The following is a 12,515-nucleotide window of genomic DNA, read 5'->3' as shown; positions in this document are numbered from 1 at the left end:
CGGCTTACGGTAAAGGCTTCCCGAGAGGTTTACGAGATGCCGCGGCTTGCGGCATTGCAATTGAGACAGCATGGCTTGTCATCGTCGCGTCACGAATCGGCACTATGATGAAAACGATTTCATGACGGGCGATGACAATACGACCGGCAATTGACCCAAGTAGAAATATGAAGAGCGCTCGACTTCCCGATTCATCCAGGACCATGCCAGCCTCCCTGGCGATGGGTACGCGATGAACTCAAGCACGATCAAGCATGTCGCGGAGCATGCCGGTTTTTCGATTGCCACGGTCTCGCGCGCGATGAACGCGCCGCACATGGTGAGTCCGGCGACCCTGGCAAAGATTCATGCGGCAATCGAAGCTCTGTCGTTCCAACCCAATTATCTGGCTCAGCAATTGCGCGCCGGGCGCACCCAATTGCTGGGCGTACTGTTGCCGACGCTGGCCAATCCCGTGTTCGCCGAATGCGTGCAGGGCATCGAGGAGGCCGCCGCGCAAGCCGGCTATCGTCTGCTGCTGATGACCTCGCGCTACGACCCCGAATCCGAGGCGCACGCCGCGCAGACCCTGACCAACCAGCGTGTCGACGGCTTGATCCTGACCGTCGCCGATGCCACCCAAAGCCCGCTGCTCGACCGGCTCGAGGCCGACGGCATTCCCTACGTATTGACCTACAACCAAAGCATGAAGCGGCCCTCGGTGTCGGTCGACAATCGGGCGGCGGCCGCCGATGCGGTGCGTCTGCTGACGGCTCAGGGCCATCGCCGCATCCTCATGTTGACCGGCACGCTCAGCGCATCCGATCGCGCGCGCCAGCGCTACCAGGGCTATTGCGACGCGCTCAGGCAGGCGGGCCTCAAGGCGCTGCCGGCACATGAAATCGACTTCAATGCGCAGGGGTTGCCTGCGCGCACGCTGTCCGCGCTGTGTGATTCGCCACATCGTCCCAGTGCGATTTTCTGCGGCAACGATCTGCTCGCGATGGTGGCCATGCGCTCGCTGCGCGAGGCCGCTATGGCGGTGCCGGCGCAAATGTCGATCGTCGGCTTCGATGGATTGCCGGTTGGAGAATTGCTGGCGCCGTCGCTGGCCACGGTCTGCCAGCCGAATTATGAAATTGGTGCGCGCGCCTGGCAGGAACTGGCGTCGCGCATGGGTGGCGCGCCGGCCTCGCGCGCCAAACAACGCCCGGGTGTGATCTTGCCACATCGCATCCGCCCGGGCGATTCGATCGGGGCGCCGTCCTCCTGAACCTATTGCGCTGCCTCAGCGCTTTTGTTGTCCTCTCCTGGAGAAATCAGCATGAAAAAGATTTTTTCCCGCTTCGTCGCCGCCGCCTCGCTTGCCGCGGCCGGCTTGCTGGGCGGTCACGCAGCCTACGCTCAGGATGTCGCGATCTGCTACAACTGCCCGCCCGAGTGGGCCGACTGGGCCAGCCAAATCAAGGCGATCAAGGCCGCGACCGGCATCACCGTGCCGTTCGATAACAAAAATTCGGGCCAGGCGCTCGCGCAGCTGGTTGCCGAGCGCAACAGCCCGGTGGCCGATGTGACTTATCTTGGCGTCTCATCCGCCATTCTGGCCAAGGAAAAAGGCGTGCTCGCGCCTTACAAACCGAAACACTGGAACGAAATTCCCGCGGGCATGAAAGATCCGCAAGGTTACTGGTTCGCGATTCATTCGGGCGCCATTGGCTTTTTCGTCAACAAGGACGCGCTCGACGGCAAGCCTGTGCCGCAGTCGTGGGCTGATCTGCTCAAGCCGGAGTATCGCGGCATGGTGGGCTATCTCGATCCGAGCAGCGCCTTCGTCGGGTATGTCGGCGCAGTGGCGGTCAACCAGGCGATGGGAGGAAACCTCGATAACTTTGCGCCCGCGATTGCCTACTTCAAAAAGCTCAAGCAAAACGAGCCGATCGTGCCGAAGCAAACGGCCTATGCGCGCGTGCTCTCGGGTGAAATTCCAATCCTGATCGACTACGATTTCAACGCCTACCGCGCGAAATACAAGGATCACGCCAATGTGGCCTTCGTGATTCCGAAGGAGGGTTCGATTTCGGTGCCGTACGTCATGGGACTGGTCAAGGGCGCGCCCCATCCGGAGAATGCCAAGAAGGTGCTCGATTTCGTCCTGTCGGACAAGGGGCAGGCGCTGTGGGCCAACGCTTTCCTGCGGCCGGTGCGTGCCGGTGCGATGAGCAAACAAGCGGCAGCGAAGTTCCTGCCGGCGTCCGACTACGCGCGCGTCAAGCCGGTTGATTTTGCAAAAATGGCCAAGGCGCAGGAAGCGTTCGGCAAACTCTATCTGAACGACGTGCGCTGAGATAACGCAACCATGAAACCGATGACACGCGATGCGACCTTGCCGGTGCCGTGGCGCACCGCGCTGCTCGCGCCAGGACTGGCAGTGTTTCTCGCCTTCTGGCTGCTGCCGATGGTCTCGCTGGTGAGGCTCAGCGGCGGCACCAATTGGCTTGTCACCTACCGGGCGTTGCTGAGCGATCCGCGATACCTGCAAAGCTTGCTGGCCACGGTCGCGTTGTCGCTCGGGGTGACGGCCGTGGCCCTGGTGCTGTCGCTCATCGCGGGGTTGATGCTCACCCGGCATCGGTTTCCCGGGCGCCGCCTGCTGGTGTCCATGTTGACCTTTCCGCTCGCCTTCCCGGGCGTCGTGGTCGGTTTCATGGTCATCATGCTGGCGGGCCGGCAGGGCCTGATCGGCAGCATCACGCAAGCGCTGGTCGGACACCGGACGGTATTTGCCTATTCGATGACCGGCCTGTTCATCGGATATCTTTATTTTTCGGTGCCGCGCGTGATCCTGACGATCATGGCGGCGGCCGAGAAGCTCGATCCCGCGCTGGAAGAGGCGGCCCGCTCGCTCGGGGCGTCGGTCTGGCAGATTACGCGCGACGTCGTGCTGCCTGCGCTCACGCCGGGCCTGATCGCCTCGGGCGCGGTGTGTTTCGCCACCGCCATGGGCGCATTCGGCACGGCCTTTACGCTGGCCACCGACATCGACGTGCTGCCCATGACCATCTATACCGAATTCACCCTCAACGCGAACTTTGTGACGGCCGCCGGCCTGAGCGTGATCCTGGGGATCGTCACCTGGGTGGTACTGGCAATCGCTCGTAGCCTGGGTGGCCAGGCCACCGGCGCGGCAGCTTGAGGAGGCTGGCATGAGACGCTTACTATTTGCCGGCCAGATGACCGTCACGCTGTTGCTGAGCCTGTTTCTGGTAGTGCCGGTGATCATGTCTGTCATGGCCGGCCTGTCGGTCAATTATTTCCGTGGTGTGGCCAGCGGCCTGACGTTGCGCTGGCTGGTGCAGGTGTGGGGCATGTACCACGATGCGATTCTGCTGTCGTTTTACGTTGCCGGCGCCACGCTCGCGATTACCTTGCTGGTGGGCGTGCCGGCCGGTTATGTGCTGGCGCGCGCGCCTGGGCGCGTCTCGCGCCTGTTCGAAGAACTGCTGGTGTTGCCGGTCGCGGTGCCGGGGCTGGCCAGCGCGCTGGCGCTGCTGGTGGTCTATGGCGGCCTGACCGCATTTCGCGTCAGTCCGTGGTTCATTGTGGTGGGGCACGTGGTGTTCACGCTGCCCTTCATGGTACGCGCGGTGAGCGCCGTGTGCGCCAGCGTCGACCTGAAGACGCTGGAGGAGGGCGCGGCCAGCCTGGGCGCCGGTTTCCTGCGCCGCTTTTTTACCGTGGTGCTGCCCAATGTGCGACCCGGCATACTGGCCGGCGCGCTCACTGTGGTCACGCTGTCGATCGGTGAATTCAACTTGACCTGGATGCTGCACACGCCCACCGACAAGACCCTGCCGGTCGGGCTGGCCGATGCTTACGCATCGATGCGCCTGGAAGTGGGCAGCGCCTACACCGTGGTCTTTTTCCTGATGATCATTCCGTTGCTTGTGCTGCTGCAGCTGTTCGGCGCCAGCGGCCTCGAACGTTCGCGGCGCCCGTCCGCCTCCACTTTGCGAGAGCCTTGATGAAACTACAGCCGGTACCGATTCGCCTGGTGCAATGCGGCAAGACCTTTGGCGCGCATCGCGTGATGGACCCCGTCGACCTGACTATTGCCGCTGGCGAGACCCTCGTGCTGCTCGGGCCGTCCGGGTGCGGCAAGACCACCACGCTGCGCCTGATCGCGGGACTCGAGCAGCCCGATGCGGGCGGGCAAGTGCTGTTCGGCGATGACGACGTGACGCGTCAGCCGATCGAAAAGCGGCAAGTCGGCATGGTGTTTCAGAGCTACGCGCTGTTTCCGAACATGACGGTGCGCGGCAACATCGGCTATGGCCTGCGCGTGAAGAAGATGCCCGCCGCGCAACTGCGTCAGCGTGTCGACGAGATGCTCACGCTGATGCGGCTGGAAGCGCATGCCGACAAGGCGATCACCCAACTCTCGGGCGGCCAGCGGCAGCGCGTGGCGCTGGCGCGCGCGCTCGCACCGCAGCCGCGGGTGTTGCTGCTCGACGAACCGTTGACCGCGCTCGACGCCAAGCTGCGCGATTTGCTGCGCGCCGAGATGAATACCTTGCTGCGCGGACTCGGCATTACCACGGTCTATGTCACGCATGACCAGGCCGAAGCAATGGCGCTGGGCGACCGCATCGTCGTGATGAGCGCGGGGCGCATCGAGCAGATCGGCACGCCGCGCGAGATTTACTATCATCCGGCCAATCCGACGGTGGCGCAGTTCATCGGCACCATGAACCGTGTCAATGGCGAGTGGCGCGATGGACACTTCATCTGCGCTGGCGGACGCATGCCGCTGCCGCAGGGCAATCCGGCATGGCGGGAGATTTATTTCCGCCCGGAAGATGCGGTAATCGGTGCGACCGATGGCGCACTGCTCGTCGGTCGGGTAGAGAGTGCGGTATTCCTTGGCGAGCGCACGCGCCTGACCCTGTCGGGCCTTGGCGATGCACCGGTGCTGGCCGACGCGCCCGGGCGCGCGGAGCTCGCGCCTGGTGCGCGCGTCGGTGTTACATTGGCGTCAACGGTGGTAATGCCGTTGTCATGAAGCAGGAGCAGCAGGAGCGGCGATGATTCTCTGCCAAATTTCCGATATGCACATCAAGCGGCCCGGCGAGCGGGCCTATCAGCGCGTCGATACCGCGGCGTATCTGCGGCGCGCCGTGACGCATCTGAATCAACTATGGCCGCGCCCCGATGCCGTCGTCATGACCGGCGATCTGGTCGACAGCGGCGATCCGCTCGAGTATGCCCACTTGCGTGCATTGCTCGGTGACTTGCAAATTCCCTATTACCTGTGCGCGGGCAATCACGATAGTCGCGCTGCACTGCGCGCGGCGTTCCCCGAACATACGTACCTCAGGCAGAACGCGGAGTTCGTGCAGTATGCGGTCGACCTCGGCCCGTTGCGCCTGATTTCGCTCGATACGCAGGATTATCCCAATCCGGGCGGCCGCTTGTGCGAACGCCGCCTGGACTGGCTGTCCGACCAACTGGCGATGGCCGGCGGCCGTCCGGTGGTCATCACCATGCACCACCCGCCGTTCCCGACCGGCATCGGTCACATGGACGAGATCGGCATGAGCTCACCCGATCTCGACCGCCTGCGGGAAATCGTGCAAAGGCATTCGAACGTCGAACGGATCCTGTGCGGGCACCTGCACCGGCCGATCCACGCGCGCTTTGCCGGCACGATTGCCTCCACGTGCCCGTCGCCCGCCCATCAGGTGGCACTCGATCTGCGCCCGGACGCCCCCTCGGCCTTCATGATGGAGCCGCCCAGTTACCAGCTGCATTGGTGGCAGGCGGATACCGGACTGGTCACCCATGCCGGGTTTTGCGACGCCTACGAGGGACCATACCCGTTCCACGACGCTGACGGGAAACTGATCCCGTAACGGATTGCGCGGCCAGACGCGCCCGCTGTGGCGCTTGAGCACGGCGCCGGCTTGACGAAAGTCAAGCCGGCGGGATATCGGCCAAAAGAAAATCATTCTCATCCGAGGTAAAATAGCGGGATTCCGTGCCGGGAGCGCTCGAAAACGCTGGCGGCGCCCCTAAATTTGATTGAATTCCATGAGCCAACTGAATCAGCAAACCGTGCTCGAAGTCCACCACTGGACCGACACGCTTTTTAGCTTCAAGACCACGCGCGACGACTCCTTTCGCTTTACCAACGGCCAGTTCACCATGATCGGCCTCGAAGTCGAGGGCAAGCCGCTGCTGCGCGCCTATAGCATGGCAAGCGCCAATTACGAGGAAACGCTGGAATTTCTCAGTATCAAGGTGCAGAACGGGCCGCTGACTTCGCGTTTGCAGCACCTGAAGGTGGGCGATCAAGTCTACGTCGGACGCAAGCCGACCGGCACGCTGATCGTCGATAATCTGCTGCCGGGCAAGAACCTTTATTTGCTGAGCACAGGCACTGGCCTGGCGCCGTTCATGAGCATCATCAAGGACCCGGAAGTCTACGAACGGTACGAGCACGTGGTGCTCACGCACACCTGCCGTTACGTCGACGAGCTGGCCTATCGGGAAATGATCGCCGAAGAATTGCCGAGCCATGAATACCTGGGCGAGCTGGTGCGCGAAAAACTGATCTACTACCCGACCGTCACGCGCGAGACATTCGAAAACCAGGGGCGCATCACCGAGCTGATCCGCAGCGGCAAGCTGTTCGAGGACGTCGGGTTGCCGCCGTTCGATATCGAACGCGACCGCATGATGCTGTGCGGCAGTCCGGAGATGCTCAAGGACACGCGCCATCTGCTCGAGAGCATGGGTTTCGTCGAAGGCCACAACGCGTCACCCGGACACTACGTCGTCGAAAAAGCGTTCGTCGGCTGAACGCCGGCCTGGCGCGATCGTCGAGCAACTCCGCTTCAACGCAATCGAGGCCGTTACATCAGCGTGCTGGCGGCGGCCTCGCGTAACGCGCGCACGGCCGGTTCGACCTTGTCGGCCCGGTCCTGTGGCCAAATCACGTAGCAGTTGTAGCGCGTCGGAATCGTCACCTGTGTGAGCTGCACCAGGCGGCCGTCGGCCAGCGCGTCGGCGGCCAGCAGGCGCCGCACCAGGCACACGCCGAGGCCCTGCGCGGCGGCCGCCATCAGATTTGCCGCATCGTCGAATACCGCCTGCGCGGGCGGCTCCACCGGAAGCAACCCGGCCGCCTCCAGCCACAGCACCCATGAGCGCTTGGTGTAATTGAGCAACGGCAGCGCCATCAATTTCTCGGGCGTCAGATCCGGCGTTACGCGGTGCGCCCGCAGCAGCGCTGGAGCGCCGACGGCCAGCACCTGGTCGTCGCACAGCTGCACGCTGGGGAAGTCGCCCCATTCGCCATAACCATAGCGAAGCGCCAAATCGAAACGCAGGGTATCCAGGCCAAGCGCGCGCGAAGCCGAGCTGATCACGATCTGATGATCGGGTAGCGCGCGGGCGAGCACGTAGAGGCGCGGAATCAACCAACTCTGCGACAACTCCGGATCGACGTCGAGCAGCAACTGGCGCGGCACGCGCGGTTGCTTGATCGCGGCCAGCGAGCGGTCGATCTGCGCAAAGCCCTCGGCCAGCCCGCTGGCGAACAACTGGCCGGCATCGGTCAACTGAACGCGCCCGCCGTGTCGTGCGAACAGGGCCTGTCCGACATGATCCTCGAGCGTGCGAATCTGCTGGCTGATCGCGCCGTGCGTCAAATCCAGGCGTTTGGCCGCTGCCGTGAAACTGCCGGTGCCGGCGGCCTGGAGAAAGGCCTGCATGGCCTGGAGCGAAGGATAGCGTTTGTGCATGGGTGTTAGCCTGGCTAACTGGCTGTCTCAGAAATTCTGCCTGGCCGCCGTCGCGGTTCGTTCACATAATGGCGCAAACCGATACGTAGTACAACGAGCGTGCGGCGCGATGCACCAACAGGTGCGCGGCGCGCCGACGCGCCAGGAGACAGCATGTTCAAATTCCAGGTCAACGGCCAAATGCGCATCGTCGGCGACGTCTCGCCGGACACACCTTTGCTTTGGGTGTTGCGCGATCATCTGAAATTCAAGGGCGTCAAGTTTGGTTGCGGCGGCGGCTTCTGCGGCGCCTGTACCGTGCATTTAGACGGCCAGCCGGCGCGAGCCTGCCAACTGCCGCTGGCGGCCGTAGCGGGGCATCGCATCACGACCATCGAAGGACTGTCGCCCGACGGCAGCCATCCGCTGCAGCGGGCCTGGGTCGAATTGGACGTGCCGCAATGCGGCTATTGCCAATCGGGGCAATTGATGTCGGCCGCGGCATTGCTCGCGCAAAATCCGCATCCCACGGATGCCGACATCGACGCGGCGATGAGCGGCAACATCTGCCGTTGCGGCACCTACGGCCGCATTCGCCGCGCAATTCATCACGCCGCGCAAATATCGGCCGACGCCACGGCGAAGCAGGGGGACTGATATGCGATACGACGATACCGGCAACCCGCAAAGCCCAAGCGCTGCCCGACGAGCGTTTCTCAAATCCGGCGCGGCGCTGGGGGCCGGCCTGGCGGTCGGATTCCGCTGGTGCGACGCCGTGGCCACCAGCGGCGCGGCTGAACCTGCGCAGGCGGATCCCTCGGCCTTCGAGCCGAATGCCTGGGTGCGCGTTTTTCCCGACGACACCATCAAGCTGGTGGTGGCCAAGCACGACTCCGGTACCGGCACGCATACGGCATTGCCGGCAGTGGTCGCTGAAGAGCTCGACGTCGACCCGTTCAGAGTGGACGTCATCACACCGGAAAATCCATTTTTCATCGCGTACATTCATCCGCTCTGGCATGTGTTCTCGACTGGCGGCAGTACCAGCGTTTCGCTTGAGTACACACGCCTGCGCCATGCCGGAGCCACCGCCCGTGCCATGCTCGTCGCCGCGGCGGCAAAGCGCTGGGGCGTCGCCGCGCAGGCATGCACTACCGACAATGGCCGCGTGCTGCACGCCTCGAGCGGGCGCAGCGCCAGCTATGGCGAGCTTGCCGAACAGGCGGCCCGTTTGCCGGTGCCCGATAAAGTCACGCTCAAGCGCCCGGCGGATTTCAAATACATCGGACATCTGATGAAAAAGCGCGGCGTCTTTGAGAAATCGACCGGACGCTTTCGTTATAGCATCGATGTCGAGCTGCCTGACATGCTGGTGGCAGTGGTCGAACATGCGCCGGTGATCGACGCACGGGTGAGGGCGATCGATGCGAGCGCCGCGCTTGCCGTGCCGGGCGTGCGGCAGGTGCTGAAAATACCGGCCGCACCCGCGTCGGTGCTTGGTGGAAACCAGGAGGGCGTTGCGGTGTTGGCTGACACGTACTGGGCGGCGCAAAGCGCTCGCCAGCGCCTGAAAATTACGTGGGACGACGGTGCGTTCGCGCACTTCGACAGCGCCGCACTGCCGCGCCGGCAGGCGCAATTCCTGGGCAGTCCCGCTGCCGCGCCGGTGAGCACGGTGTCGCAAGGGGATACCGCAACCGCGCTGCGCAAGACTGGGCGTCTGATCGAGGCGGAATACGTGATGCCATACAAAGCCCAGAATCCGCTCGAGCCGATCTGCGTGAGCGCACAGGTCAAGGACGGCACGGTCACGTTCTGGGGCGGCTTGCAGGTACCCTCGACCGCCCGCGAAGCGGCTCGGGTGGTAACCGGCATCCCGGCCGAACGCGTGGTGCTGCACGACATGGTCTCGGGCGGCAGCTTCGGCGCGCACGAGTCGAAGTACTGGCTTTATGAGGTGGTTTATCTGGCGAAGGCGACCGGCCGCCCCATCAAGCTGATGCATAGCCGCGAAGATGAAATGCGCGCGCTTTATTACCACGCGGCGACCTACCACAAGTTGCGCGGCGCGCTCGGCAGCGACGGTCAGCTCGATGCGCTGCAACTGCGCGCGGTCTGCCCCGCGTCGCCGGAGCAATGGGAGCCGGGTTACACCGAACGCCCCGACAAAATGGACTACAGCACGACCGAAGCGATTTCCAAGTGGGACTTCGCTTATCGTGCCCCCAACCTCGATCTTGCCTGGGTGCGGCACGAGACGGGCGTGCCGACCGGCTGGTATCGGGCGGTCAGTTTTATTCCCAATGTGTTTGCACTCGAGAGCTTTATCGACGAACTCGCCCATGCCGCGGGTATCGATCCGCTGGCGTATCGGCTCGCCCATATGCATGGCCGGCCGCGCCACGTGGAAGTGCTGCGGCAGGCGGCCGAGCGCGCCGGCTGGGCGCAGCAGCTGCCCGAGGGCACTGCACTGGGATTGGCGACGAACCAGGCTTATGGCAGCTATGTGGCGGTGGTCGCACGCGTGCAACGGCAGGGCGACGGCGCGAACGGGGCCGTCTTGGTGCAGCGGCTGACTTGCGTGGTCGATTGCGGGCTGATGGTCTCGCCCGCCGGAGTAGAGGAACAGATCTACGGCGGATTGATGTGGGGGTTGGGGCACGCGCTGCTCGACCGCGTCGATATCGAGGGCGGGCGTGTGCGGCAGGGCAATTTCGACACTTATCGGGTGATGCGCATGGATGCGATGCCAGAGATCGATATCGTGCTCATCCAAGGCGACGTCGCCAAGCCTGGCGGCGTGGGGGAGTTGTCGAGTCCGTCGGTCGCGCCCGCCGTAGCCAACGCTCTATTTCGCCTGACTGGTGTGCGCCAGCGCGCGACACCGCTCAAGTTGACCTGAGTCGCCGGGCGCCAGGGGACTACCGGTGAAGGGATTGCGTCGGCGCGCGCCCCAGGCGCTGCAGCAAGCGATTGATCGACAGTAGAAATGGTTTGATTTCATGAGGCGCGGCGGCGATGTCGAGCGGGCGCAGGTCAGATTCGCTGCGCGCGTCGAGTTCGGAGGTCAGTCGATCGACCGATCCCAGCGTCTTTCGCACGGCGAGTACGACCAAGCCGATCAGAACCGGCAGCAAAATGCCAAACGGCATGAGGGTGCGCAAGCCGCTGGCCCGTGCGATCTGGGTTCGTCCCTCGGTGCGTTGCCCGACGGCGACCCGGTCGCCGGAATTGAGTTGCTTGACGTACAGGCGCCACGAATGTCCCGCGATGTCGACCGTCTGGAAGCCGTTGGCCAGATTGCGAGGCAGCGGCAGATTGCCGCGGTATTGAGGGTTGCCGAGCAGCTGTACGATCAATGGCGAATCGCCATTTGCGCCGGGGCTGGAAAGCACGCCGGCATCGGCGAGCGCCAGCCGGTTCGAGTTGATCAGGCGCGCGACCTGAATGAGTTGTTCGTCCTGAAACCGGTAGGCTTGCTGGAATGCGCCGAAAAAGGAGAAAAAGCCCGCAATCGCCCCGATCGCTAAAATACAGCCGGCGATCCAGCTGATCAGCCGGTATTGCAATGAATTTTTCATACGTTGACTGTCGGCGGTTGATGCAACTGAAAATAACCGCCCGATTCGCAGCGATGCCGGCAATGCCCTGATTTTTGCCGGGCGGCTTTCGTGATTATCCGACATTTTCGGGCCGGAAATTCACATCATCGCCGCGGTGCCGCATTGGCGCATTGGGCAAGCGCGCCAAATCCGTGCGACGCGCCGTTCGGAGGGCGTCGCACGGTTTGCCGTGAACGGCTTAGTTGTGCCGATAGTGTACCGGGGTCGCGATACTGGCAACGTTTGTCGGACTCGACATATGCCATGCGCCATGGGGCACTTGCGGGGTTATCGGGAATACGGTATTGCCTTGATCGAGCAGGCCGTGCTGCTCGGCCTTGACGAGGTGGGTATATACCGTGGCTTGACTCACCGGCGAACCCGCGTGAACCCAGGAAAGCATCGAACCGCCAGGATAGGCATCGCTGGCGAGGGCGGGCACGGAGCCTGCAATGGAAAGCAGGAGAGCCGCGGCAATCGTATATCCGGTTTTCATTTCGACCTCCAAATCAAATTAAGAGACTGAATGCGGAGTCGCGTTGGCGCCGCGTTCGATTTCAGTCTAGGCGGGCAGACTTAGTTGCCTCTTAGCATGTAGTGCTATTTTCCGATGTTCGAGCCGGGACTCAAACCGCGTTGCAAGGCGAGCGCGGCACAGAACCGCGGCCGCAGCTGTTTCATGCACGTCAGGAGGAAGGGCGGAGCGATGGGCGCAGCGGCGATGCAATGCAAGCGGGAAAGAACTTGGCTGGAAGACGTGATCTGGCTGGTTTGATAGGGACGCGCCCGCTTGCCGCTTGAGATGGGTGCTTGCGAGCGCGTCGACGGTTAGCCGGCCGTTTCAGGGGCGATGACGCTCGCCGGCCGGCAGGGATTGGCCGTTGACGGCAGCCGGCGCGGGCGCGCCGGTTTGCGCCGCGGCATGTTGGCTTTGCCACATCTGGTTGACCCATGCGGGCATCGTCGAGCCGGGGTGGTTGTCCTTGGCCATGGCGGGCAAAACACCTGCCGCGCAAAGCACGATTGCAGCGATTAACGTCTGTGTGGTTTTCATCTTAATGTCCATTCAAGAAAAATTGACTGAAGCACGGTTATCTACCGTGTTGAATTCAGTGTAGCGCCGGATACTTAGCCGCTGCTTAGTCGGGGTTGC

Annotated in this window: 13 protein-coding genes; 9 read left to right on the top strand and 4 right to left on the bottom strand. The window is 63.2% G+C overall.

Going from position 1 to position 12,515, the window contains the following annotated elements; translation table 11 throughout:
• Positions 1-232 precede the first annotated feature (232 nt).
• From PATSB16_RS09875 to PATSB16_RS09845, 7 genes are all read left to right on the top strand, one after another.
• Positions 233-1,252, top strand: a complete 1,020-nt coding sequence (locus PATSB16_RS09875) for a LacI family DNA-binding transcriptional regulator (RefSeq protein WP_047213979.1) — start codon at positions 233-235, stop codon at positions 1,250-1,252.
• Positions 1,253-1,303: 51 nt separating this feature from the next.
• The gene (locus PATSB16_RS09870) at positions 1,304-2,323 is read left to right on the top strand and encodes an ABC transporter substrate-binding protein (RefSeq protein ID WP_047213978.1); all 1,020 of its coding nucleotides are present in this window, start codon (positions 1,304-1,306) and stop codon (positions 2,321-2,323) included.
• A gap of 21 nt (positions 2,324-2,344) precedes the next feature.
• Positions 2,345-3,172 (top strand): ABC transporter permease, encoded by an 828-nt coding sequence (locus PATSB16_RS09865; protein ID WP_156884857.1) that lies wholly within the window; start codon positions 2,345-2,347, stop codon positions 3,170-3,172.
• 10 nt (positions 3,173-3,182) lie between these two features.
• Positions 3,183-4,001, top strand: a complete 819-nt coding sequence (locus tag PATSB16_RS09860; RefSeq protein WP_083566747.1) for an ABC transporter permease — start codon at positions 3,183-3,185, stop codon at positions 3,999-4,001.
• Positions 4,001-5,038 (top strand): ABC transporter ATP-binding protein, encoded by a 1,038-nt coding sequence (locus tag PATSB16_RS09855; protein ID WP_047213975.1) that lies wholly within the window; start codon positions 4,001-4,003, stop codon positions 5,036-5,038. Before PATSB16_RS09860 ends, PATSB16_RS09855 begins: the two co-directional genes overlap by 1 nt.
• A 22-nt stretch (positions 5,039-5,060) precedes the next feature.
• The gene (locus tag PATSB16_RS09850; RefSeq protein WP_047213974.1) at positions 5,061-5,888 is read left to right on the top strand and encodes a phosphodiesterase; all 828 of its coding nucleotides are present in this window, start codon (positions 5,061-5,063) and stop codon (positions 5,886-5,888) included.
• Between the two features lie 178 nt (positions 5,889-6,066).
• Positions 6,067-6,837 carry a ferredoxin--NADP reductase gene (locus PATSB16_RS09845; RefSeq protein ID WP_047213973.1) on the top strand — a complete coding sequence of 257 codons (771 nt, stop codon included), beginning with the start codon at positions 6,067-6,069 and terminating at the stop codon, positions 6,835-6,837.
• Between the two features lie 53 nt (positions 6,838-6,890).
• Here the strand turns inward: PATSB16_RS09845 and PATSB16_RS09840 are convergent, their stop codons facing one another.
• The gene (locus PATSB16_RS09840) at positions 6,891-7,781 is read right to left on the bottom strand and encodes a LysR substrate-binding domain-containing protein (protein WP_047213972.1); all 891 of its coding nucleotides are present in this window, start codon (positions 7,779-7,781) and stop codon (positions 6,891-6,893) included.
• 153 nt (positions 7,782-7,934) lie between these two features.
• On the opposite strand from PATSB16_RS09840, the gene PATSB16_RS09835 reads away from it, so the two are divergent.
• Both PATSB16_RS09835 and PATSB16_RS09830 read left to right on the top strand, forming a co-directional pair.
• On the top strand, positions 7,935-8,417 hold the full coding sequence (locus tag PATSB16_RS09835; RefSeq protein ID WP_047213971.1) for a (2Fe-2S)-binding protein: 483 nt from the start codon (positions 7,935-7,937) through the stop codon (positions 8,415-8,417).
• A 1-nt stretch (position 8,418) separates the two neighbouring features.
• Positions 8,419-10,662 carry a xanthine dehydrogenase family protein molybdopterin-binding subunit gene (locus PATSB16_RS09830; RefSeq protein WP_047213970.1) on the top strand — a complete coding sequence of 748 codons (2,244 nt, stop codon included), beginning with the start codon at positions 8,419-8,421 and terminating at the stop codon, positions 10,660-10,662.
• A gap of 19 nt (positions 10,663-10,681) precedes the next feature.
• Here the strand turns inward: PATSB16_RS09830 and PATSB16_RS09825 are convergent, their stop codons facing one another.
• The 3 genes from PATSB16_RS09825 to PATSB16_RS09815 all read right to left on the bottom strand — a co-directional run bounded on the left by PATSB16_RS09825 (position 10,682) and on the right by PATSB16_RS09815 (position 12,416).
• Positions 10,682-11,341, bottom strand: a complete 660-nt coding sequence (locus PATSB16_RS09825; protein ID WP_062551266.1) for a sensor histidine kinase family protein — start codon at positions 11,339-11,341, stop codon at positions 10,682-10,684.
• A gap of 220 nt (positions 11,342-11,561) precedes the next feature.
• Complete coding sequence (locus PATSB16_RS09820; protein WP_047213969.1) at positions 11,562-11,858, bottom strand: DUF4148 domain-containing protein; 297 nt, start codon at positions 11,856-11,858, stop codon at positions 11,562-11,564.
• A gap of 345 nt (positions 11,859-12,203) precedes the next feature.
• Entirely contained in the window at positions 12,204-12,416 is a 213-nt protein-coding gene (locus PATSB16_RS09815; protein ID WP_083659390.1) for a hypothetical protein, read from the bottom strand.
• Between the last annotated feature and the right edge of the window lie 99 nt (positions 12,417-12,515).

The organism is Pandoraea thiooxydans (genome assembly GCF_001931675.1).
Lineage (GTDB): Bacteria > Pseudomonadota > Gammaproteobacteria > Burkholderiales > Burkholderiaceae > Pandoraea > Pandoraea thiooxydans.
This window is presented reverse-complemented; position numbering and strand designations above follow the sequence as displayed.

What these genes read in the sequence shown, in the direction of transcription:
- PATSB16_RS09875 (WP_047213979.1), top strand. Translation starts at nt 233, where the DNA reads ATGAACTCAAGCACGATCAAGCATGTCGCGGAGCATGCCGGTTTTTCG.
- PATSB16_RS09870 (WP_047213978.1), top strand. Translation starts at nt 1,304, where the DNA reads ATGAAAAAGATTTTTTCCCGCTTCGTCGCCGCCGCCTCGCTTGCCGCG.
- PATSB16_RS09865 (WP_156884857.1), top strand. Translation starts at nt 2,345, where the DNA reads ATGACACGCGATGCGACCTTGCCGGTGCCGTGGCGCACCGCGCTGCTC.
- PATSB16_RS09860 (WP_083566747.1), top strand. Translation starts at nt 3,183, where the DNA reads ATGAGACGCTTACTATTTGCCGGCCAGATGACCGTCACGCTGTTGCTG.
- PATSB16_RS09855 (WP_047213975.1), top strand. Translation starts at nt 4,001, where the DNA reads ATGAAACTACAGCCGGTACCGATTCGCCTGGTGCAATGCGGCAAGACC.
- PATSB16_RS09850 (WP_047213974.1), top strand. Translation starts at nt 5,061, where the DNA reads ATGATTCTCTGCCAAATTTCCGATATGCACATCAAGCGGCCCGGCGAG.
- PATSB16_RS09845 (WP_047213973.1), top strand. Translation starts at nt 6,067, where the DNA reads ATGAGCCAACTGAATCAGCAAACCGTGCTCGAAGTCCACCACTGGACC.
- PATSB16_RS09840 (WP_047213972.1), bottom strand. Translation starts at nt 7,781, where the DNA reads ATGCACAAACGCTATCCTTCGCTCCAGGCCATGCAGGCCTTTCTCCAG.
- PATSB16_RS09835 (WP_047213971.1), top strand. Translation starts at nt 7,935, where the DNA reads ATGTTCAAATTCCAGGTCAACGGCCAAATGCGCATCGTCGGCGACGTC.
- PATSB16_RS09830 (WP_047213970.1), top strand. Translation starts at nt 8,419, where the DNA reads ATGCGATACGACGATACCGGCAACCCGCAAAGCCCAAGCGCTGCCCGA.
- PATSB16_RS09825 (WP_062551266.1), bottom strand. Translation starts at nt 11,341, where the DNA reads ATGAAAAATTCATTGCAATACCGGCTGATCAGCTGGATCGCCGGCTGT.
- PATSB16_RS09820 (WP_047213969.1), bottom strand. Translation starts at nt 11,858, where the DNA reads ATGAAAACCGGATATACGATTGCCGCGGCTCTCCTGCTTTCCATTGCA.
- PATSB16_RS09815 (WP_083659390.1), bottom strand. Translation starts at nt 12,416, where the DNA reads ATGAAAACCACACAGACGTTAATCGCTGCAATCGTGCTTTGCGCGGCA.